Annotated in this window: 18 protein-coding genes; 6 read left to right on the top strand and 12 right to left on the bottom strand. The window is 57.1% G+C overall.

From position 1 onward, the window contains the following. Positions 1-11: 11 nt before the first annotated feature. The 4 genes from SH410x_RS00205 to SH410x_RS00190 form a co-directional block, all read right to left on the bottom strand. Positions 12-1,652, bottom strand: coding sequence for a LamG-like jellyroll fold domain-containing protein (locus SH410x_RS00205; protein ID WP_473673570.1), 1,641 nt, complete (start codon positions 1,650-1,652; stop codon positions 12-14). Then, positions 1,649-2,191 (bottom strand): sigma-70 family RNA polymerase sigma factor, encoded by a 543-nt coding sequence (locus tag SH410x_RS00200; RefSeq protein WP_473673568.1) that lies wholly within the window; start codon positions 2,189-2,191, stop codon positions 1,649-1,651. Before SH410x_RS00200 ends, SH410x_RS00205 begins: the two co-directional genes overlap by 4 nt. A gap of 266 nt (positions 2,192-2,457) precedes the next feature. Next, the gene (gene tsaE / locus SH410x_RS00195) at positions 2,458-3,060 is read right to left on the bottom strand and encodes a tRNA (adenosine(37)-N6)-threonylcarbamoyltransferase complex ATPase subunit type 1 TsaE (RefSeq protein WP_473673566.1); all 603 of its coding nucleotides are present in this window, start codon (positions 3,058-3,060) and stop codon (positions 2,458-2,460) included. 9 nt (positions 3,061-3,069) lie between these two features. Further along, complete coding sequence (locus SH410x_RS00190; RefSeq protein WP_473673564.1) at positions 3,070-3,276, bottom strand: hypothetical protein; 207 nt, start codon at positions 3,274-3,276, stop codon at positions 3,070-3,072. 326 nt (positions 3,277-3,602) lie between these two features. Between SH410x_RS00190 and SH410x_RS00185 the strand changes: the two genes are divergently transcribed. Next, positions 3,603-4,142, top strand: a complete 540-nt coding sequence (locus SH410x_RS00185; RefSeq protein ID WP_473673562.1) for a malate synthase — start codon at positions 3,603-3,605, stop codon at positions 4,140-4,142. A gap of 185 nt (positions 4,143-4,327) precedes the next feature. After that, positions 4,328-4,780, top strand: coding sequence for a hypothetical protein (locus tag SH410x_RS00180; RefSeq protein ID WP_473673560.1), 453 nt, complete (start codon positions 4,328-4,330; stop codon positions 4,778-4,780). A 232-nt stretch (positions 4,781-5,012) separates the two neighbouring features. Here the strand turns inward: SH410x_RS00180 and SH410x_RS00175 are convergent, their stop codons facing one another. The 3 genes from SH410x_RS00175 to SH410x_RS00165 form a co-directional block, all read right to left on the bottom strand. After that, positions 5,013-6,047, bottom strand: a complete 1,035-nt coding sequence (locus SH410x_RS00175) for a transposase (protein ID WP_473673558.1) — start codon at positions 6,045-6,047, stop codon at positions 5,013-5,015. Positions 6,048-6,279: 232 nt separating this feature from the next. After that, a complete protein-coding gene (locus SH410x_RS00170; RefSeq protein WP_473673556.1) occupies positions 6,280-7,458 on the bottom strand; it encodes an aminotransferase class V-fold PLP-dependent enzyme in 1,179 nt (392 codons plus the stop codon). Continuing rightward, the gene (locus tag SH410x_RS00165; protein ID WP_473673555.1) at positions 7,455-9,677 is read right to left on the bottom strand and encodes a transglutaminase domain-containing protein; all 2,223 of its coding nucleotides are present in this window, start codon (positions 9,675-9,677) and stop codon (positions 7,455-7,457) included. The genes SH410x_RS00170 and SH410x_RS00165 overlap by 4 nt, the downstream gene beginning before the upstream one ends. A 67-nt stretch (positions 9,678-9,744) precedes the next feature. On the opposite strand from SH410x_RS00165, the gene SH410x_RS00160 reads away from it, so the two are divergent. Further along, on the top strand, positions 9,745-12,285 hold the full coding sequence (locus SH410x_RS00160) for a PVC-type heme-binding CxxCH protein (protein WP_473673553.1): 2,541 nt from the start codon (positions 9,745-9,747) through the stop codon (positions 12,283-12,285). 127 nt (positions 12,286-12,412) lie between these two features. Here the strand turns inward: SH410x_RS00160 and SH410x_RS00155 are convergent, their stop codons facing one another. The 4 genes from SH410x_RS00155 to SH410x_RS00140 form a co-directional block, all read right to left on the bottom strand. Beyond that, entirely contained in the window at positions 12,413-12,838 is a 426-nt protein-coding gene (locus SH410x_RS00155; protein ID WP_473673552.1) for a hypothetical protein, read from the bottom strand. Next, positions 12,835-14,055 (bottom strand): GTP cyclohydrolase II, encoded by a 1,221-nt coding sequence (gene ribA, locus SH410x_RS00150; RefSeq protein WP_473673551.1) that lies wholly within the window; start codon positions 14,053-14,055, stop codon positions 12,835-12,837. Before ribA ends, SH410x_RS00155 begins: the two co-directional genes overlap by 4 nt. Positions 14,056-14,159: 104 nt before the next feature. Next, on the bottom strand, positions 14,160-15,863 hold the full coding sequence (locus SH410x_RS00145; RefSeq protein WP_473673550.1) for a vWA domain-containing protein: 1,704 nt from the start codon (positions 15,861-15,863) through the stop codon (positions 14,160-14,162). A gap of 254 nt (positions 15,864-16,117) precedes the next feature. Continuing rightward, a complete protein-coding gene (locus SH410x_RS00140) occupies positions 16,118-17,425 on the bottom strand; it encodes a 3-keto-disaccharide hydrolase (RefSeq protein WP_473673549.1) in 1,308 nt (435 codons plus the stop codon). 355 nt (positions 17,426-17,780) lie between these two features. On the opposite strand from SH410x_RS00140, the gene SH410x_RS00135 reads away from it, so the two are divergent. From SH410x_RS00135 to SH410x_RS00125, 3 genes are all read left to right on the top strand, one after another. Then, positions 17,781-18,038: a hypothetical protein gene (locus tag SH410x_RS00135; protein WP_473673548.1), complete on the top strand. Its 258-nt coding sequence runs from the start codon at positions 17,781-17,783 to the stop codon at positions 18,036-18,038. Further along, positions 18,013-19,080: a non-hydrolyzing UDP-N-acetylglucosamine 2-epimerase gene (wecB, locus tag SH410x_RS00130; RefSeq protein ID WP_473673547.1), complete on the top strand. Its 1,068-nt coding sequence runs from the start codon at positions 18,013-18,015 to the stop codon at positions 19,078-19,080. The genes SH410x_RS00135 and wecB overlap by 26 nt, the downstream gene beginning before the upstream one ends. Before the next feature lie 346 nt (positions 19,081-19,426). Further along, the gene (locus tag SH410x_RS00125) at positions 19,427-20,770 is read left to right on the top strand and encodes a nucleotide sugar dehydrogenase (RefSeq protein WP_473673546.1); all 1,344 of its coding nucleotides are present in this window, start codon (positions 19,427-19,429) and stop codon (positions 20,768-20,770) included. A gap of 194 nt (positions 20,771-20,964) precedes the next feature. On the opposite strand, the gene SH410x_RS00120 is transcribed toward SH410x_RS00125, so the two are convergent. After that, positions 20,965-22,116: a DegT/DnrJ/EryC1/StrS family aminotransferase gene (locus tag SH410x_RS00120; RefSeq protein ID WP_473673545.1), complete on the bottom strand. Its 1,152-nt coding sequence runs from the start codon at positions 22,114-22,116 to the stop codon at positions 20,965-20,967. Between the last annotated feature and the right edge of the window lie 47 nt (positions 22,117-22,163).

Raw genomic sequence — 22,163 nt, 5'->3', positions numbered from 1 at the left:
TCGAAATCGATTTAAAGTTCACCGGAATCTCCATCGCGATACAATTGCAAAATTTCATCAGCGGGCAGTGCACCCGAATACAACGCAAACTCGTCCATACTTCCATTGAGATTACGAAGCACGAACTGCGGGTCGGTTTGGTACATTGGATCACTCCAGTTGCAGATCGACGCAGGGCCGATACGGATCGATTCGACCAGCTTCTCATCCGGAATCGCTTCGCTACTGACCGGTTCACCATTGACGTAATGAGTGACCCGTGACTGATCCACGTCATAGGTCACCGCGAGCATGACCCAACGACCGCTCCATGACGCGTCCCAGATTTTCGGCGAATAAAATACTCGTTGAGCCAAGCTGTTTGGCTCCCCTTCGTCGGTGCCCGGTTGAGGGACTTTGACTGAAAAGAAGATTCTGCCGTCGTCCATTAATTGCCAGTGCGGTTCACGATCATCATGGCCATCGGTCAAGAAGAGTGAGTTGTACCAGCGATCGAGGCTATTGATTTTGACCCAACACATGAGCGTCAATCCACGGTGTTCACCGGGGACATTCACTCGCACGCGGCTGCCAACGCGGCTGAAATCCAACGCCGCGTCGCTCCGCCCCCAGCGGTCCATGGCTCGCGATGCAACAACGACCGTCCCATCGGAGGCGGGCTGTTCTGCGCCGTTGGCCAAATTCTGAATTTGGCGTGCTTGAGGGCGATCGGACTGAAATCGGTAGTAAGCAACCGCCCTTGGATCCGCACCCACTTTCGCTCGCGTGCCCGCCCAGTGCGTCAGCCGTTGCTGCTGCTGCTGTTGTCGCAGGTCGTCGAATTCCCTGGGCCCGATCGCTACGGCCGCCGTTGAGGAAGCATCGGTGACACCCCCGGAACTGGCCAGCCGACGGGACAAGCCCGCATCGATTCGCAGCGCGTCGCTATCGCGAGGCTGCAGTTCGACCTCGCCATCAACGACATGAACGTCTGCCCCATTGTCGTCAACGTCGACACTGAACTCCGTGCCCAGGTCAACGACATCACCGGACGACGTCTTGATCCGGAACCCTTGGGCCGGCTCCGGTACCCGGGCCCGGGCGCTGCCGCTCGTCATGGTGACTTGCATGGGTGAATCGATCGAGAATAAAGAATCTCCTTCGAGCACCATTTGAACGCCGCTAAATAGTTCGATGTGAATTCGCCCCGACTTCAGATGCAGCTCGCCTGTCGGCAGGAGGTCTCCCGCAGCGATCGAAGGTCCCGACCAGACGGCATCCTCAAGGCCACTGAGGACGGCAAACCCGCTTGCCGACGGCTCTCCCGAATCGGCGAGTGCACCGGCTCTCCCAAGCCCACCGGATGGCTCGATCGGCTGATTGAGAAAGACCGCCAGGAGGAGACTGGCAGCGATCGCCATGAGCGACCCAGATAGGATTTTGACCCAGCCGAAGCGGTCACGGCTCGGCTGCGGCATGGCTGCTTTGACTGCCGTGCCCAGCACGGACGCCGCCTCCCGACCGAGCATGATGTCGAGCTGCAAACGGCGGTAGTATTCCTGCCGAACCTGCGGGTCGACACTCAGCTCTGCCTCGATCCGCAACAAATCGGCTTCGTTGATGCTGCCATCGAGCAGCGAATCCATCAGTAACAGACGCTCTTCCCGGTTCATACCAAGCCCTCCTCGGCGCTACGTCGCCGCTCGATACAGTCCGCCAATGCGGTGCGAAGTCGGCATAGCGTGACTTTGATCCCGCCCACGGAACGACCCACGCGAGATGCGAGCTGAGCCAAGGTCTCGTCGCTGTTGTAGCGAGATAGCAGTAACTCGCGACTCTCTGTCTTGAGCTCCTGGAGACACTCCCGGAGTGCGATGTGGCGATCGAACAGATCGTCGTGCAGTTCGCCTACTTCGCTGGCGATCTGGTATTCCAATTCATCCGAAAACGTCAGCCGTGAGTCACGAGCCTGTTGCTTTCGGTAGTTCAACACCTCGTAGCGGGCGATCGCAGCGGCCCAGGCCCGGAAATTCGTCCCCGGCTCAAAGTCGCTGCGCTTCTGCCACAGTTTGGCATTGGTTTGCTGCACAACTTCGTCAATCGAGCGTTCTCCTGGCATCAACGCCCGCACCGTCATCACGATCGTGTTCTGGTTGCCCGTGAGCATCGCCACGAACTCCGTCTCATCGTTAGTTTGGTGGTTCGGTTTCATACCCTTATATTCCTGGGAAGGGTAAAAGGTTAACACTTAAAATCCGCGAAGATTTCTGATTTTCCTGTGAATTCCCCAGGACAGCGCAGGCCGAACCCTGAAATTCCCAGCAATTCAGGATGCCGAGATGTTTTTTTTGGAATCCCGTTCAACTTCCCTGCCGCCGGTAAGATATCGCTTGAGGCCCGCAATTGAGCGGTATTCGCGATTTTTGTGGGCACAGGGGCTGCCAGCCAGGCCGGCAACATTTTGACTCAGGAGGCTACTCAGCCCGATTGGATGGTGCCGGTAAAGCCTGTTTCATGAAGCCGAGATTCGAGGGTTCGCAACCATGCCTGCCGGCCTGAGTCAGATGACTGCAGTTCGATCGAGCGCAGCGGCTGCGTCTCGCGCCCCGCAGACGCCGGGGGATCTTCGGAAATCAAATCATCCGAGACCTCAATGCGGATCCAGATCGTATCCGCTGGCATGCTGGCCGCGAACCGATCAGCCCACTCGACGAGTGTCCAAGCGTTGGGGGTCTCCCACAACTCATCCAATCCGAGTTCCCACAGTTCGTCTTCGTCAACGACGCGGTATAGATCGAGATGATGAAGCTGCCTGGCGATGGTGGGATGATCGCCACGACCTGCGATCTCGTAGCTTTTCAGCAGCGTGAAGGTCGGGCTGGTCACCTCGGCAGGATCGATCCCCCAGGCTTGGGCGATCTCTTGGCTGAGCCGAGTTTTCCCGGCCCCCAAGGTCCCTACCAGACCGAAACACAGCGGTCGAAGTGGACTCGTGGGGGCACTTTTAAAATGAGCGTCCGTCGCGACCAAAGCGGTAGCCAATTGGGCAAGCTGCTCGATGCCGACGCATGATAAACGCACCGACTGAAACTAGGGAGTTTCGCTGCCAGCGGTCATGTTGTCCGAAGGAACTTCGGTAACACCGGTCATGTTGTCGCCGACGGCGGGGTCGACTTCAACAACTTCCTCGGTGCTGATGTCGACTTCTTCGTCACTACGTGGTGCTGGCGGAGGACAACCCAGCGTTGTGGTCAAAAGGGCGAGTGCGAAGATGCTGGAGATGATTTTGTGTGTCATGGGTTTCGTGCGTAATGGATCGGAGGGCGGTTTGGAAGGTTTCTTTGCAAACGTGCCGCGACAGAGGCTAACACCCACGAAGCAACGTCTGCACTTGAGTGTAAGATTAACAAAATCATCAAATTTTGCACCCTCTCTCACCGTTTTTTTTTGGGAGGTTGGCACTGGGCATCTTGTCGCACGCGAGGCGGTAAAATCGGCGTGGTGGGCACAATCGACATCGAGGCCGCGCCACGACCATGAAAACATGCAGTGTGTCTCGACTACGGGTGAGGGTGTCGACGATAGCTCGATCATACGCCACGCATTCTTTCGGGCCAGGGATTATGAATCGACGATTTCTTTCACAGCGACATTTTCCGCGACTGCTCACCGCTATTTTTGTCTTGACAACCGGGTCCATTGCGGGCGCTCAAGACTATGACGAACTGTTTGCCCAAACTGACGATGAAAGCTTTGCTTTTTTTGATCAGGTTGGCACCGCTGAACAAAACGTTTTGCCGGACGCTGTCGAAGCCCCGACTCCCTCCCCGCTAGACTTTGAATCGCTACCCGCCCCCACCCGCGCCGAAACTCGTGAAACCTCACGATCCCAACGGCCGGTCAACAGCGACCTTGAGAGTCCGTCCGACCTGCGACTGACCAATCAATCCGGATCTCAAGCCGAACGCCGGCAATCCAAAGCGATGCAGATTCGCCAGGCGCGGGCACTCGCCGAAATGCGTGCTCGCGATGCCCGTTTGGAAGCCGAGCGGTGGGGACTCCTGCCCTCCCTGCGCCCGTCGTGGCCCTCCAACTTGATGACGACCAGCCGCTATCCCGCCACCACCACCTACTACGTCCCCGTCTACATCCGAGGACGGTAGCGACGTCGGCACCAATGTGGACTCCACACACTTGGCGACGGTCGTGACGCTGGAAGCAACGCGTTTTATTGGTCTGGACCTGCGTTTCACCGATCCAGTAACTGAGGGTGAGATCTGTCCGTGTCGCGAATTGCTGCACGCCGTTTGGACAGCTACGCCTCGCCAGCTCTGGAGTACCGTTCAAGGTGCCACGCATTCAAGATCGTCGTCGATTTCTGATCGAAATTTCGCTTTCGGTATCGACGACTACCATCGCAGGCTGCGGTTCGATTCTCCATCCCGAACGCGTCGGCCAGCCACGAACAGGTCCCATTGACTGGAAGATCGCGGCCATCGACGGCATCGGTTTGATGCTATTTGTCGTCCCAGGCGTGATCGCCTTTGCCGTTGATTTTTACAACGGTACGATCTTCCTACCCGCTCACAACTACGGCGACTTTGACGCGGATCGCGATGACGAACTGCTCGCGATCGAAGTCGCGAAAAACGATCTGTCCCAAGAGACGGTCGAAAAGGTTGTGTCCGAACATACCGAGCAACCCATCGCACTCGGACCTGGAAAATATCACTTCAAACCGCTCCCCGCGATCGAACAGTTTTGGGGTCTCGCCAGCCGGATGCGAACCTCGCTGAGCTAAGGATACCAGGAACAATAAGTGACGGGTTTACCGTAGTGGATCTTGTTAAAGATCCTGTTCTGGATGGATCTTTAACAGACGCAACCGACATTAGGTGGCTTTGCTGCGGGCGACTTTTTTGGGTGGTGCAAAAGTTTTTAGCCGGGGGTCTCTGGAGGCCCTGGTTTGACTGTCGAGGAGTCGCAGGCTCTACATGAACCGTCGTCCTAGTCGCCTATTGCCCCTGTTTTTCCTAGTTAATGGCCAATTGGAGCGAATTCTTTCGCTGGCGGCGCATTGCCACCGCTCGAAGCAGATTCCAACCGGCCAGCTTCAGTAGGATCGAAAGCTTCACCGCATTGTGGCCGCGAACGCGGAGCCGACCCAAGCCCATCATTCGCTTGAGGCAACCGTTGGTCCCTTCGATACCCGACCGCCAACGGTAGCGATCGCGGAACTCGTCGCTCTGCTCGTGGCGACGACGCGCGTCGGCTCGAACCGCACTGCCGGTAAATTGAATGCGGCCGGTCGGCTGCTCGGTGTCCCGATTGCGTTGAACGCGGCAGTGTGCAAGCAGCGGGCAGTGCTGGCACTTCTCGGGATCCATCTGTGCGAAAGTGTAGTCGCCTTTGGCGTTGTAGTTGGTCGACTCGGGAGCGTGACCAGCCGGGCAAGACTCCAGTTCACCGGCGCAGTTGGCCATCTCGCTGAGCAACGCGTGATCAATAACTGGCGTAGTGGATCTTGTTAAAGATCCATCCAGAACAGGATCTTTAACAAGATCCACTACGGTAAACCCGTCACTTATTGTTCCTGGTATTCTAAGCACATGGGTGGAATCGAGACGCTGCTTTTTGACTTTGACTTCCATGCTTTGCAGCAGGGTGTCGGTAACGCCTGCGAAGATCTCCTCACTGATCTTCTCGTTGCTTTGCATTCGAGCGATGTAGCGTTCAATGGTTCGCTGAGTGACTTCGGTGCTTGGCTCCAAGTTCAGTGCGTACTGGATGTCGGTTCGGAACAGCAGTGCTTCGTGGGCCTGGGGGACAGTCCAACCTTGAAAGTCACGGATCCAAAGGAGCGCGATGATCGCGTGCAACTCAAAGGTTGGTCGTCCTTGATCGTCACTGAGATGCTCACCGACGAGGCCGATGGGCATCTGCTCCAAGAGCACGTCGCGAAGGAGGCCCTGCCATCCGTTGTCAATCATCTTTCGCCCCATGGGGCCGATGACGCCCTCGAACGGGTCGAAAAGTCTTTGCTGCGTAGGTAGTTCGATGGTTTTCACTGACTAACCGACCACTCGAAGAAAAAAGCTAAATCCAGACAGCAAAAGGTAACGCATCTCGCCCACGAAAGAAGCCGGTAGCATGAGACTTTTGTCGGGCGCGTCTTAACAAGATCCACTACGCCAGTTATTGATTGATGGTCGAGCTTCGCTTCGGCAAGCCGTTACATCACTCCAATCACTGGTTCGACGCGAATGACGATTGACTCCAGTCGCCCGTCCACCACAGACACTACGAATGAAGTTCTGCGTTCAGCACTTCAGCCAGTCGGGTGACCTGCTCGATCTCGTTGTATGCCTGCAGCGAAATTCGTAGCAACCACGAACCGGAGACGAGTCCAGGAAAGACCGGCAATTCAAAGCGGTGCCGTTCATGCAGCCGACCTTGCAGGGACGCCCACTGAGCGTGCGAACGTCCATCGGTATCCGGCAAGGGTACCGTGACGAGACTGCCCATCATCGCAACAGGAACAGGTGCGTCGATCTCGAGCGTTTCGACTAACACGTCTCGCGCCGCAATTGCCTTGGCATGGTTGGCATGCATCAACCCCCTGATGCCGCCCGAAAACAACGAGCCGAGAAACTCAATCGCACTCGGCATTGCGAGCAGCGGCGATGGATCGTAGGTACCGGTCCAGTCGAACTCGGCAAGGAAACGAGAGCGATCCGATTGCGGACGATTGGCGGCATGACTGATCACGGTGGGGCGGACCTCATCCTGCCACTGCGGTGCAACCCACAGAAGCCCTGAAACCTTCGGGCCACACAACCACTTGTGATGGTTGGCGGTGTAGTAGTCGGCGTTGAGTGCGTTGAGGTTCAGCGGCAGCATGCCCGGTCCATGGGCACCATCGACGAGCACGCGAACGCCCCTCCGGTGAGCCAGCTCGACGATCGCCGCGATCGGGAACACGATCCCCGTTGGGCTGGTCACATGATCGATCAAAATCAACCGTGTCCGATCACCGATCTGATGCTCGATCGCATCCATCACCGCATCAGGACTGGACAGGGGAAAGGGAACCTCGGCGACCCGCACTACCGCCCCACTCCGCTGCGCCACATATTCCGCTGCATTGATGCAGGCGTTGTAGCCATGATTGGTCACAAGAATTTCGTCGCCCGCTTGCAGGGGCAGGGATCGCAATACGGCGTTGACCCCTTCGGTCGCATTGCGAACGAAGGCCACATCGCTAGGGTCCGCCCCCACCAACTCCGACACGATCCGACGAACGTGATCCAGCTTTGGATTCAAACTTCGCTCAGGAGCCAAGAATTCAATCGGATCCCACTCCAACTCGTCTTGGAACGTGCGCTGGGCCGCCATCACCACGCGGGGCGTCGCCCCAAATGAGCCGTGGTTGAGAAAATCCAAGTTCGGATCGAGTTGCCAATGTTCGCGAAGGTTCACTCGGCAACCTCGCCGACGGTGCCGCGAAGAGTTTTACGGTTACTCACCGCCGCGGGGGGGATCGATGGGGGCAAATCAACCGTCACGATCGCTGGGAAGGAGAGATTGGGGTCACCACGCTCGATCAAGGTGCTGGCGACATCTCCGACGGTGCGTTCGACTAGCGATTCGTGCAAAGTTTGCCCCCCGCTGACGATCTTGATCGGTTGATCCAGATCGATAAACCGATCGTCGAGCCGCACACTGACACGTTCAACACCTGTTGCGATCAGCGAAATGGTTTGCCCATCCACGTCGGCGATGATCTCGCTGCGTGGCTTGCAATTCGCTTCGTCGACAGCCAACCAATACGATTCGCGATGGGTTACGTCGTCTTGCACCCACACGATTCGATCGGGCGTGGGATTGCGCACATGTTCGGCCATCCAATCGATTGCGACGGCATCCTCACGATCCATCCAGTGCCCTTTGTCGGGATAGATTTTGACAAAGTGCTGATACCCGCCGGCATCGCTGGCATGGAGTTCATCAAGCTTCACCTCCCACTCTCTGGCGATTTTGTTGCGATCGTATGCTGCGTCCTTGCCGCCGACCTGCAGCGCAAAAGGAACATTGCGCAGCCCCAGTGCAGACGTTTCATTGGGGTGCCCCGCCATCATGGCCGCAGCGGCCCACGTGTCGGACATGCGTGGGGCGAGTTGATACACCCCGTCACCACCGGCCGAGTACCCCATCACGTAAACGCGATTCCAATTCACTCCCTCGATCGCAACCATGTCCTCGATCAACCGGCGAAACATGTCGTCGATATGCCCCTGATGCCATAGGTTCCAGGTATTGGTCGGCGCACGAGGGGCAACATAAATGCCCTGCTTGAGCGAATACAGATTCTTTTGATTCTGCCATTGGCTGTCGTTCACCGCCGCGGGCGCGCCGCCACCACCGTGCAGCGAAATGTAGAGACTCCATCCGTCGGCGGGTTTGTTGCCAAACCGCTTGAATGAAAATGGCATCTCGAGTGCCTCGAGGCGAATCACGCCTGACTCCAATTCCTGCCCTCGTTCAGTGCGGAGCTGAGCAAGCTGTTTCTCAGCAAGAATTTTGCGAGCGGCGATCGCATCGGACTTCGTCAGTGGGACCTTGGCGAAATCCTGCTTGGTTAGCAACGCGAGATCCGAATTCGCACTCAGCCAATCCCGTGTTTGCTCGACTGCGTGGTGGGAGGCTTTCGCACTGACCGTGTGTCGACGGAGACTCACGTACCGCTGCGTCACGTCCACCGCCGGAATCGACTTGATGGTCGGATCCCATACACACGGAAACGAGAGCGGCGTATTCCGAAAGCTAGTTGCATAGATTGCCGAGGCCGGGTTGTCCATGCTCGCTGCGGCGGCGCGACCGATGAACCAGCCATCATTGAGACGGTCGCCCGTCGGTTCAGCCGCGCCGGTAAAATGCCAGCCACCATCCCATATCTCGACCCAGGAGTGATTGCCGCTGCCGTCACTCCACAACGGCGTGCCGACGAAACGCGCGGGCACGCCAACGGCGCGACAGGCGTCGATCAACAGAACGGACAGACCGGTACATGATGCCGTCGTGCCCGCGATCGACTCGTAGGGACTTTGGTCGGCTTTGCGACGCTTTGTGGAATACCGCACGTTCAGGATCCCAAAGATATTTTGATTCAGGATTGCGGCGACCTCGCTCGGCGTTGTCGCCTTCTCAACGAGCGGCAAAAAACGCTTGCGAAAGTCGGCACGCCAATTGTCCCGTCGCTCGTTAATGCTCGCATACGGCAACACATCGTTGTAGAAGATCGGCAGCGGCACCGACTTTGCCCACCCGTCGGATGCGCGTGACTGGTAGGCGAGATCCACATTCTCGAGCAAAAATGCTGCCGAGAGAGTTCGCAGGTCGCGTTCAGGCATGTGTTCAATCAAGAACTCCATGCCGCCACGCTGATCCGCGGGGACGTCGGCGAGCGCCTTGTCGATCTCACTCCGGTTATCGCCCGCTGCTGCCAATCGCGACGCCGTCACGTCCGGTGTGGTGGCTCGAGCGAACGTGCACATTAAAAGCGAACAGCTCAGACTCAATAGCAGCATGCAGCTCAACGAAGACGTCCACGGCATTTTGCCCCCGCCTCGAATCGCCGCACATTGCGAATCACACATATTTCTCTGCTTTTCCATGACTTTGAGTCGATCGTCTATCATCGGTGGCACCCTCACGTTGTGAACTCCGGACGTTTTTCGATGCAATCAGTCGGCTGCGGAGGCCATCATGCATTCCAGAATCATTCTACTCTTTCTGCTAGCGAGCTGGCACGGCTCGGCCTTGTCACACGCCGAAGAGACACCCCATCGCGGCACCGATCATGCGGCAATTCCTGAACCCGACGTGCTATCGACGGGCTGGAAGATCGAACTCGTTGCTGCTGAGCCGGCACTGGTCACGCCGACCGATTGTTGCCTCGACGCGTCGGGCCGGTTGTTGGTCATCGAGTGCCACACGCACTTTCCACCTGCAGGGTATCCGGGCCCGAAAACGGATCGGGTGTATCGCTTCGATGTCTCCGACGATTCGCCGACCCTCAGTCACCAACAACTGTTCTATGCAGGTGGACGGGCCACGATGGCGATCGCTGATCTCGGCGAAGGCTGGATCGGACTGCTAACGCGAGACGAATTGCGGCGTGTGCGAGACAGTGATGGAGACGGTCTCGCCGATCAGGTCGAAACACTACTACGCCTCAATACGAAGGCAAACTATCCGCATAACGGATTGTCGAGTCTTGCCGTCGGCCCCGATGGCTGGCTGACGATTGGGCGGGGCGAAAACTTTGGCGAGCCCTATGAACTCGTTGGCTCAGACGGTTCAAAACAAGTGGGCGGCGGCGAGGGCGGGGACCTGTTCCGATGCCGGCTCGACGGTTCTCACGTGCAACGACTGGCAACTGGCTTCTGGAATCCTTTCGGTTCGTGCTATGACCCTGCCGGCCGGCTGTGGGTTGTCGACAACGACCCTGACTCGATGCCACCGAACCGCTTGCTGCACGTCGTTCCCACCGCCGATTTCGGATTCCAATTTCGTTTGGGTCGAGCCGGCACCCATCCGCTGCAGGCTTGGAACGGCGAGCTTCCGGGAACGCTTCCCATGGCGGCGGCTGTCGGCGAGGCGGCCTGTGACGTTTTAGTCCATGGCAAGTACCTGTGGGTGACGAGCTGGGGCGACAATCGAATCGAGCGTTATGAAATGCACCCACTTGGCGCCACGCTGACGGGACGCACCGAAGTCATCGTTCAGGGGAACGCGAACTTTCGCCCGGTGGGCATGGTGGTTGCCCCCGATGGCAGTCTCTACGTGACCGACTGGGTCGACCGTAGCTACCCTGTCCATGGCAAGGGGCGTCTATGGCGACTTTCACACGATGATGGTCAAGCGGCCACGGCAGGGGCAACCAACGCAGATTCGTTTCCTGCGCTCAGCAGCGACGAAGAGACTGCCGCACGACTCCGCAGCGAAGAATCCATGGAAATCGATGAGCGGATCGAGGCACTCGGCAGCGAGGATGCATTCACGCGGCAAGCCGCGATCGCCGGGCTGATCCAATCGAACCAGCTCAACCAAATCAACCATCAGGTCAACCTCTCACCAACGCAAGCGGTGGGTGTGCTCGCGGCGTGGCGATGGGTATCGTTGGCCTCATCCGGCGACACGGTCGCTGATCAAGAACTCAACGATTGGATGGCGTGGGGACTCAGACAAGCAAGCGACGAGGTCGTGATCGCCGCGATTCGTTACGCAGCCGAGGCAGGCGCTCAACAGCACCTACCCGCGATCGAATCGCTGCTCTCACGCACCGAACTCTCGCCCCAAGTGTTCACTGCCGCAATCGCCGCGATCGCCTACCTCGAAACGGGATCTGCTGCGAGATCGATCCGTGACCCGGCCACGGAACAAAGGCTGATCGAAATCATTGCGGCCCCAGACCGCTCCCCCATGACGCGCGCATTTGCAGTCCACGCGATCTCCGAACTGGCGACCAAGCCGACCGCCACGCAGCTCGCTCAGTGGACGATGGAACTGAACTCGCGAGAGTTCGCATTGGAAGTCGTACGCTTGCTAACCGCACGGCAAACCACCGAAGCAGGCAATGCACTGGCCGACCTGGCCGCCACCGACACTCTCGACGACCAAACCCGCGCGGATGCTCTGGCTGGACTCGCTCGCAATGCGGGATCACATGCTGCGATCATCAATAAACTATCCTTGCCCCGCCAATCCGACACGCTACGCACCGAAGCCAGCCGGATTTTAAACCGGCCGAGCGAGCCACGGAATCAACCTGAAAAGATTCCTGGCAAAGAGGATTTCAAACAGTGGGAAGAACTGGTGGGGCACGGGGGTGACCCCGATGCCGGCAGGAGAGTCTTCATGCGCAAGACATGCATTCACTGCCACGCCCACAGCGGACGGGGCGCACGCACGGGCCCTGATCTGTCCACACTCGCCGGTCAAATGACCAGTCGCCGCGTGATCGAGTCGATTTTGACACCGAGCCGAGAGATCGGCCCCCTGTATGTTCCCTGGAGAATTCTCACCGTCGATGGCAAGGTCCTGACCGGCTTGAAATTGCACTCCCCAGGGAGTGGCACTGCGATGCGCTACCAAGGTGCTGACGGCAACACCTTCGACGTTCGACTCGAGGACATCGAGCATCAGGAACCCGTCGAACAATCGATCATGCCGGCCGGGCTTGAGCAAGCGATGTCGCTAGAAGAGTTTCGCGATCTGGTCGCGTTTCTGACCGGAGAGGAGTGATGGGGAGCGCACGCTTTCGGCTTCGCCTGGAGCGGAAATGCCATCCACAGGCGGCCCCCAAGCCCACATCGTTAGCGGCCGCGAATGAATCGACCGAGTCGCGATGGTCGCCTGAGTGTGGATCCCACTACGTGGACAAGCGAACTCGATCGCCGATGCTTGCGAGCAGCTGCTCACACAAATCCGTGGCGAGCTTTGCAACGGCAATGTCCCCCATCGCTGAATCCGCCACGGCAACCGATTTCACGGCAAACTCGATGCTCGCGGCGTCATGCTCCATGAGTTGACAGGCACCGGTTACCAGACGCTGCACACAACCACGGCCACCGGAGATGTCGCCATCGTAGTCGAGATAGCGGACGCGATGATCGAGCAACCGTCGCGATTGCCCCCCGCCCGCCGACGGCCCGCCGATTGACGTCGACCAGGTCACCAGCGGTCCGTTCACGCTGTCATTGGCGGAGAAGAACCAATCCAGATGATCACGGCGACCGTCGCTAGAACATCCACCTTCGACAAAGCGGTGCAGCGAAACGGTGAACCGATTACTCACGACATGGGCGGCAATTGATGCCCCATTTTGTCGCGTTTGGTTTCGAGGTAGCGCTGATTATGCTTGTTCACCGTCGACACGATCGGGACTTGGTCGACCACCTTCAAATCGAATCCACGAAGATTGAAAGCTTTGGTTTTCTTGGGGTTGTTGGTCAACAATCGGACCTCAGAAAGCCCCAGATCCTTGAGAATTTGCAGCCCGATGCCATAATCTCGCATGTCCGCTTTGAACCCGAGTGCGTGGTTGGCTTCCACGGTATCCAAGCCATTGTCTTGAAGTGCGTAGGCACGAATCTTTTGCGCCAGCCCGATGCCGCGTCCCTCTTGCGGCAGATACACGAGCACGCCGCGGCCCTCCTTGCTGATCATCTCCAAGGCCATGTGCAGCTGATCTCCGCAATCGCAGCGTAGTGATGCGACAACGTCACCGGTGAAACAACTGCTATGCATCCGCACCAAGGGTGGTGGGCCGGGGGCACTCAAGTCCCCGAAGACCAGAGCGATCGGCTCTTGCGCCTCGTACTCCACCTCGTAAACGATGATGCTAAATTCACCGTAGTGGGTTGGCAGGGTGGATGTCGCCGCGCGAGTGATCAGTTTCTCACTGACGCGTCGGTGCGCGATCAGATGCTCAATGCTGATAATTTTCAGATGATGTTCAGCAGCGAGTTTGGCCAAGTCGGCTCGCGACGCCCGATCGCCCGATTCGTTGAGGATCTCGCACAGCACCCCCACCGGTTGCAGGCCCGCCATCCGTGCCAAATCCACCGCCGCCTCGGTGTGCCCAGCGCGACGAAGCACACCGCCTTCCATCGCCAACAAGGGGAAGACGTGCCCTGGGCGAACGAAGTCGTCAACCTTGACGTCGGAGTCGGCCAGCCGACGGATGGTCGCGCTGCGTTCGGCCGCCGTGATGCCCGTCCGCGCCGTCGCAATGTCAATCGGCGTCAAAAACGCAGTCTGCAGAGGGGCATTGTTCTGTGCCACGACGGGATTCAGCTCCAGCCGTTTGCAGAGATCGGGCAGCAGCGGGGCACACAACTGACCGCGCCCCCCAAGAATAAAATTAATTGTCTCGACGCTGGCCTTTTCGGCTGCACAGATGAAATCACCCTCATTTTCCCGGTCTTCCGCGTCGATCACGATGATCACCTCGCCGCGGGCGATCGCGTCGACGGCCTCAGGAATGGTATTGAGTTCGATGGAAGTGGTCATGAGAGCCATTTTCTTCTGTGGGGAATCGATCGGTACGCCGGTATCCCAACATGATGGACCGCGAAGCCCACTCTGAGAAGTCCCGATAGTCGGGCGACATTGGCTTACGTAATAATATCGCGGCGATTTTGGACATAATCCCACAGCACGAAGCGATCGAGATCCTGGCCGCTGGTGAAAAACACACGCCCGCGAGTGGACTGTGCCATGCGGTAGGCAAATCGAATGTCCTCCTCGCTCTGGGACCAGCTCGGCACCAAGAAAATATTGATCGTGATGCCTTCCTTTTGACACAATGCCGCCTCCCGCATGGTGGCCGCCTCCGTGCTTGGGTCGGGCGGGTAGAGCATGTACAGGGTTTCGCCCTCGAAGTGAGCGGTCGGCAAGCCATCGGTGATCAAGACGATTTGACGATTGGGCGTGTCGCAGTTGACGAGATTTTGCCGGGCGATCTGCAACGCGTGCTGGATATTGGTGAAGTGCGGATGAATCTGATGTTCGCTAATATCAGGATTACTCATATCGCATTTCAATCGCACCCAAGGGTCATGGATCGTGACTTGCTTGGGCATGCACTCGATGATCTCACCGGGTGAGCGCAGTTTGGCAAACGTATACATCTCGATGAACCGCAGGAAATCACCTGGGTACTCGCTATTGATCAATCCTTGCAGTGCCAATGCCATGCGTTTGACGTTGATGTACTGGCCGTCATGACGCATCGATCCGCTCATGTCCATGATCACGGCGGTCGCACACTTGGGGTGATTGCGTGTTTTGTGGACGACAATATCGTCGCTGTGCAGCCGCAGCGGTCGCTGATCCTGTTGTCGGATCAAGGCGTTGATTACCGTTTGCGGTAAATCCAAGTTGGCGACGCTATCGCCAAATTCGTACGCTTTGGTCTGCTGCAGTTCGACGGCTCCTTCGCCAACGACATCGCCCTCGTGACGCCCACTGCGTGATGGTGCGAGTTCGCTGAAAATGCGTTTAAGCAATCGGCCTTGAAAAATCTTGTAAGCCTGCGGTGTCAACCGGAATCCGCTGCCGTCGGCGTTTCGTTCGAGCCCCTGTTGCTCGGCTTGCTCTCGCAACAACTTCTCGACTTGGTGACGCATCTCTTCGAGCTGTTCCATGTCTCCGGGCTGAGCGAATTCGGATAGCATTTCCATATCGATGATGCCGATCTGTGCCGTTTTTTCGGCCTCATCCAGCTGGGCGAGCAGCTCATCAATCTTCTCTAGCTCCTCCTTGATTTCGAGTGCTTTGGGCACCGTCATCGACTCTTTGCCCGTGAACTCATACTTGCTCGCGAGCTCTTCGATGTTGTGTTTGTCGGCCATCGCCGCCCCGGTAGCGAGCAGGTTGCGGGCGAGGTCGCTGTTGTCGTCGCCGGCCTCATACCACAGTCTTTCGATCAAGAAAGGCTGTTCTTGATTGAGGGCGATACGAAATAATTTCTCCATTCTCGCCGGCGGACGCACTCGCTCGGCAGCTTGCAGGAACGCCTTACGCGCTTTTTTCTGGACCCGCCGGGCTTCGTAGGTTTCGAGGATCTTCCGCTTGCGTTCTTCCAACAGCGCACGCAGGAAGTCGATACTCGGCCCCAGTCCCGCGATCTGGGAGGGGTCGAGCCGGACGGCGTTGGCCAGTTCGTCATCGCTGAGCTGCCGGAAGTTTCCGTACATCAGCGCCTGCTCAAATGCGGGCGTCACCAAATCCGGTGGCGGTTGGCTCGGCGGTGGAAACGCGACGGGGTCGTATTTCTGATAGGCGTGAATCACGCCGCCAATTCGCGGGGAGGCCATGAGCAATATCCGTTGGTAGCGTGGGGCCGGCGTCGGGTAGCTGGGGACCCCTTGTCCCGAGCGACTACTTCCATGCCCGGATTCGTATCGAACAAATCCGGGGGCATGTGTTCATTGCCGTATCAAATCGGCGATGAATACCTATCGAGGAACCGATATTTCTCACCCTCCACAACACGTTGGTGTGCGGATTTCCGATGAGTGCACAGCGACACGACTGGCCTGCTCGGACAGGACGATGGCCCCATCCCCACTCATGGTGCCGGTTTGACCGCGATTTGGCGATAGGCCACATGGGTGGTTTCATCATGCCCTTGAACGATGAGGGTTCCCGGTTCGACGCGAGTACCACGACGGGGGTTTTCATCGGCAGCGCGGTCGTCGACCACATCAGTGACCTGGACGCCGTTGACCCAGGTTGCAAAATGCGGCCCGTCCGCTTTGAGCAAGATTGAATTCCAACGACCGGGCTCGCCCGCAACAATCCTCGCGTCCTGGCGACGAAAGATGCCGCCCGGCCCACAATCGGCGGGCTGGAACGGATCGTCATCGACGATTGCGTTGTTGACCTGACACTCGTATCCCATCATCACGTCGCCGGGAATCGCACGGAAGAACAGCCCCGAATTGGACTCGGGGTCGTCCATCTTGTAGTCCGCTAGAAGTGTGAAATCGCCGTAGCTGTCCTGGGATTCGAGCTGTTGTTTCCCGCCGTCGATAATCAATTCTTGATCGTCGTTGACGCTGATCTCGCCAGGCATGTCGTCGTATCGCTTCCATTTCGAGAGCTCTGCATCGAGCAAATTCTCGAGCCCCAGGGGACGCAGGCGAATATTGCGGAAACGAACCGCTCCACTGCGAAACTGCAGTCCGATATGGCCGGTTCGCGGTGAGCCAGCGTCCTCACTCTCGCACATCAGCGTCTCGTCAATCTTAATCGTCAGTGAGGCTCCGTCGCAGACGAGGTTCATCGTATGCCACTGTTCAGCCGCACCCTCATAGCCATCACACTTCATTCGATCGACGACACTGCCGGTCGGGAATGGATTGTCGGCCGGTGCGATGTTGATCTCAAAGCAGTCCGTTTTAGGGTCGGTGGGGTCCAGCACGCTGCGTAGGAAGACGCCGGAGTTGGTCTCGGCTTCACTTTGGAACTCAAGCTCGAGTTCGAAATCAGACCATTGAGTCGAAGTGCTCAGGAGACATTGCTCGCCGCGATCGGCTGTCAGGGCGCCGTCTTCGACCCGCCAGTTGGCTTTGCCGGCAATCATCCAGCCGAACAGGGTGTGGCCATCGAACAACCGGATCCAACCCTCAGTGGTTTGCTCGATCGGCAATCGTGCACCCAGCAAATCGTCCGCACTCGCTTCATAAATTTCCGCCTCAAACGCTCCATCCGCCGCCTCGGCGTCCACGCCGCTCGCCGCAACGTCGGATGCAGCACCGGAAGAATCGCTAGGAGGCGTGACGGAATCCGGCTTTCTCGAACAACCACCCCATGCGACGAGTAACGCAATCACGATGAAACGAACAAATCCAGTGAAATAGCGATGAAAGTTCATGGGTACCTGCTGAAAGCCGATTGGACAAAGGATGTGACTGTTCCACACGCCACTCCCCAAGAATACCGAACAAGCTGACCATTCCGCTGCTTGGATCCATCGTGCTCATGACGATTCAAGTCGGTGGGAATGTTTAGAAAAAACAGCGAATCGCGGCGGACGAATCTTTGATTGTAACAGAAACGCCCTTCCTCGCTTCGCTCGAGAGTGCAAAAATCGATCCTGTCACAGGCTGAAGTCATACGGCTCCGTTCGGAAAGGCGGTCACCATGGCTCGGAGAGACACAGCGACCCAATGCCGGTATATTGTCGATCCGCTCGCAATAACCAGCCCAGAATTGACGGGTTTACCGTAGTGGATCTTGGTAAAGATCCTGTTATGGATGGTTCTTTAACAAGATCCACTACGCCAGTTATTGATCCCGCGTTGCTAACCAGCCAAGAATTGACGGCAGAGTTGATGGCACGGCAGAACGCGGTGCTGCTAGCGACCGATCACACCGACCATCTCCACCTCTCGATTGGACGACATGAGTTCCGCCTTAAAAAAACGATTTGCAATCATCGCCGGCGCGAGGCCGAATTTCATGAAGGTTGCGCCGATCCTGCGTGAACTCGATACACGCGGCGACGCGGTCACGACCTTGATTCATACCGGCCAGCACTACGATCGCAACCTGTCAGCGGTATTTTTTGAAGACCTAGGGATTCGCGCTCCCGATGTATCGCTCGGCGTCGGGTCGGGTTCCCATGCTCAGCAGACTGCTGATGTGATGGTCGCAATTGAAAACCTGATCGTGCAGGCTCGAATAGAGGAGCAGCCATTTGATCGTTTCGTCGTTGTGGGCGATGTCAATTCCACCATGGCGGCGACGATCGCGGCGGCCAAAATGAACGTGCCGGTTGCCCATGTGGAAGCTGGCCTGCGGAGTTTTGATCGCAGGATGCCCGAAGAGATCAATCGCATGGTCACCGACTCCGTCGCGGATCTCCTGCTTTGCTCGGAACCGGCGGGCGTGGAAAATTTATTGCGGGAGGGCCACCCAAAAGAGCGAGTGCACCTCGTGGGAAATGTGATGATCGATACGCTGCGAAGCCAAGTGGAGCGTGCCAAATCACAGGATACGCTGCTGCGACTACAACTCACTCCTCACGACTACGCAGTTGTCACACTTCACCGGCCTTCCAACGTCGACGATCGCGATACGCTGGCAGCATTATTGGATGTCTTGGTAGAGGCATCCGCTCAGGTTCCAATCGTGTTCCCAGTTCACCCGCGTACGCGAGCGAGAATGGAAGACTTTGGGCTCCTGGAGAAAGTTCAGGACATCGCATCGTTCAAGCTCCTTGACCCACTCGGATACCTGGACTTCCTCTGCTTGACCTCGCAATCGAAGCTAATCATCACCGATTCAGGGGGTCTGCAGGAAGAGTCAACGGCTTTGGAAATCCCCTGTTTGACGATGCGTGAGAATACCGAGCGGCCGATTACCTGCTCGGAAGGCACCGGAACTCTGATCGGAAATTCTTCTGATTTGCTACGCGAGAATCTTGAGCTGGTCTTTTCTGGAAACTACCCGATGGGCAGCTGCCCCGAACTCTGGGACGGAAAAGCCGCTCATCGCATCGCATCGTTGCTCCATGATTGCGTGTAACGGTATTCAGGATGGAGCACCCTCGTATCCGTTCCTTATTTTGATCGCTCGCCGGTCTGCTAAGGAACATGGGATCAATAACTGGCGTAGTGGATCTTGTTAAAGATCCATCCAGAACAGGATCTTTAACAAGATCCACTACGGTAAACCCGTCACTTATTGTTCCTGGTGTCCTAAACCCTTGCAATCAATATAGTCGATACGCAGTGGCAATCTCCCCGATTACATACGCGCTCTTTTTCAATTCTATCGGGGCAACCTCATTTAGAATGACCTGCGTGGACCAGCCCGACCGACAGGGTGCCCTATCAATCCTTTCCTTCCGACACAACAGATATCCGCAATGATGGCAGAAACCGCTTCCGACTCATCGACAATCAACAAAATCCAGACCAAAAAAGCGGTCATCGGAGTGGTGGGCCTGGGCTATGTCGGCCTGCCGCTGGCCTTGGCGTTTTCTGGTGACGGATTCAAAACGATCGGGTTTGATATTGATGATTCCAAGACAAAATCAATCAATGGTGGCAAAAGCTACATCAAGCATATTGGCAGCGAAGCCATCGCAAAGCAGGTGCAAGCCGGAACGCTTGCTGCGACCACTGATTTCTCACAAATCCGAGAAGCGGATGCTGTGATCCTGTGCGTCCCGACTCCGCTGGACGAACACTTCGAACCCGACCTCTCCTACGTGGTGAGTACCATCGAAGCGATTGTGCCACACCTACGAGCAGGCCACATCATCAGCTTGGAGAGCACGACCTATCCAGGCACGACGGAGGAAGAACTCGTCAGCCGCGTCGCCGCCGCAGGATTCGAAGTTGGCAAGGACATCCACGTCGTCTACTCACCTGAACGAGAAGACCCCGGTAACCCCGAGTTCGCCGCCACCAACATTCCCAAAGTCGTCGGCGGCCATACACCGAATTGCTTGCAAGCAGGTGAAGCACTCTACGGAGCCGTGTTCGATCAAGTCGTCCCAGTGAGCAGCACCGCGGTCGCGGAATTGACAAAGTTGCTCGAGAACATCTACCGCGCCGTTAATATTGGGCTGGTCAATGAATTGAAAGTGGTCGCCGATGCCATGGGCATCGACATCTGGGAAGTGATTGCCGCGGCCAGTACCAAGCCCTTTGGTTTCAAAGCGTTCTACCCGGGCCCAGGATTGGGAGGACACTGTATTCCGATCGACCCGTTTTACCTGACCTGGAAGGCTCGCGAATACGGCTTGCACACACGCTTCATTGAATTGGCGGGCGAGATCAACCGCGCCATGCCCACGCACATCGTTCGCCGCTGCAGCGAAGCGCTCAACACGGTCAAAAAAGCAGTCAACGGGAGCAAGATTCTACTGATCGGCCTCGCCTACAAACCCAACGTCGACGACGCCCGTGAATCACCCTCGTATGAATTGCTGAATCGACTGACAGAGATGGGCGCTGAGGTCAGCTACCATGACCCCTACGTTCCCGTCATCCTACCCTCACGCGAGCACAGTCATTGGGCAGGCACCAAGAGCGTCCCATGGGATCAAGCCACGATTGAAGAGTTCGACTTGGTGTTGATTTCGACATGGCATGACTGCCTCGACATGAACCAACTCGCGCAGTGGTCGCAGTTCATTGTCGATACCCGCAACGCCACCGCGGGACTGCCTGCAGACATTCGTGCGGCCAAGACCCTTAAAGCGTAGCTGGACGGCGACAAATTGATTGGTCACTTGGCCGTTCGCGGTCAGCTAATCCAATCGAAGTTCGACAGATAAATAATGGTCCATCCGGGTTTAACGTGGGTAGTGAAAGTAGGGCCGGTTCCTACCGGCCACATTCGCTGGAACGAGACTTCTTGCCCAGGACACAGGGCGTGGCGGGTGGGAACCGGCCCACTTCACCTCACCAATGGTTGGACGCATCGCGCGCGGATGCATTCGATCACCCGCCGTTGATCACCATCGCTCATGGAAGACCCACTCGGCAAGCAAACCCCATTGTCAAATAGCGATTCTGAGACGCCATTGGCAATCGACCGACAATCTGCGAAAGCAGGCTGTAGGTGCATTGGCTTCCACACGGGTCGAGCCTCAATGTTTTGCTCCTCAAGACTCAATCGCACTTCTTCGTTAGTAGCTCCAAACTGCTGCGCATCGATCGTCAGTGCCGTCAGCCAACGCGTGGAAAAGAAACCTTTGGGTTCGGGCATGAACTCGATTCCAGGTAGCGACCCCAGCTCCTGCTGGTAAGTCGCGTAAATTTCACGACGTCGCTCGACACGATCAGGCAAAACCTGCAATTGACCGCGACCGACAGCGGCTAATAGATTACTCATCCGGTAGTTGTATCCAAGAACCGAATGCTGGTAGTGGGCAGCAGGGTCACGTGCTTGGGTTGAAAGATAGCGTGCTTGTTTCGCCCAGGCCTCGTCGTCAGTGACCAGCATCCCGCCTCCCGATGTGGTGATAATCTTGTTTCCATTGAACGAGAAACAACCGGCTGCACCAAAGCTTCCCGCCGGTTTCCCATCGAGGCTAGCTCCGAGTGACTCCGCTGCATCTTCAATCACAGGGACGCCGTAGGCTTCGCAAATCCCGGAGATCTGACGGTAGTTTGCGCACTGTCCATTGACATCGACCACCATCACGGCTGCGGGCAATTTACTCTTCTTCGCACAACGTTCAAGTTCGTCGGCGAGTAGTCCTGGATCCATGTTCCACGTTTCCCGATCGCTATCGACAAAGACCGGTTTGGCACCGACATATCGAATCGAGTTGGCCGTGGCTACAAATGTCAACGAGGAGGTAAACACTTCCTGGCCTGGCTGAACATCTAGCAACCGGAGACAGAGATGCAACGCCGCCGTACCACTTGAAACGGCGACAGCGTGCTTGCGTCCTGCGAGGGAGGCAAATTCTTGCTCAAACCCATCGACATGTGGGCCCAGCGGCGCGATCCAGTTGGAATCGAACGCCTCGAGCAGCAATTCCCGCTCGCGCGGTCCCATGTGAGGTGCCGAAAGATACAGACGTGGTGTAGAGGCGGTCATACCGAATCAGACAAGAATAGAATGGCGAATACTAAGATATTAAAACG

Source organism: Rhodopirellula sp. SH410, assembly GCF_055811895.1.
This window is presented reverse-complemented; position numbering and strand designations above follow the sequence as displayed.

What these genes read in the sequence shown, in the direction of transcription:
- SH410x_RS00140 (WP_473673549.1), bottom strand. Translation starts at nt 17,425, where the DNA reads ATGAACTTTCATCGCTATTTCACTGGATTTGTTCGTTTCATCGTGATT.
- SH410x_RS00205 (WP_473673570.1), bottom strand. Translation starts at nt 1,652, where the DNA reads ATGAACCGGGAAGAGCGTCTGTTACTGATGGATTCGCTGCTCGATGGC.
- ribA (WP_473673551.1), bottom strand. Translation starts at nt 14,055, where the DNA reads ATGACCACTTCCATCGAACTCAATACCATTCCTGAGGCCGTCGACGCG.
- SH410x_RS00160 (WP_473673553.1), top strand. Translation starts at nt 9,745, where the DNA reads ATGCATTCCAGAATCATTCTACTCTTTCTGCTAGCGAGCTGGCACGGC.
- wecB (WP_473673547.1), top strand. Translation starts at nt 18,013, where the DNA reads ATGAAGGTTGCGCCGATCCTGCGTGAACTCGATACACGCGGCGACGCG.
- SH410x_RS00165 (WP_473673555.1), bottom strand. Translation starts at nt 9,677, where the DNA reads ATGATAGACGATCGACTCAAAGTCATGGAAAAGCAGAGAAATATGTGT.
- SH410x_RS00190 (WP_473673564.1), bottom strand. Translation starts at nt 3,276, where the DNA reads ATGACACACAAAATCATCTCCAGCATCTTCGCACTCGCCCTTTTGACC.
- SH410x_RS00120 (WP_473673545.1), bottom strand. Translation starts at nt 22,116, where the DNA reads ATGACCGCCTCTACACCACGTCTGTATCTTTCGGCACCTCACATGGGA.
- SH410x_RS00185 (WP_473673562.1), top strand. Translation starts at nt 3,603, where the DNA reads ATGAATCGACGATTTCTTTCACAGCGACATTTTCCGCGACTGCTCACC.
- SH410x_RS00145 (WP_473673550.1), bottom strand. Translation starts at nt 15,863, where the DNA reads ATGGCCTCCCCGCGAATTGGCGGCGTGATTCACGCCTATCAGAAATAC.
- SH410x_RS00200 (WP_473673568.1), bottom strand. Translation starts at nt 2,191, where the DNA reads ATGAAACCGAACCACCAAACTAACGATGAGACGGAGTTCGTGGCGATG.
- SH410x_RS00125 (WP_473673546.1), top strand. Translation starts at nt 19,427, where the DNA reads ATGGCAGAAACCGCTTCCGACTCATCGACAATCAACAAAATCCAGACC.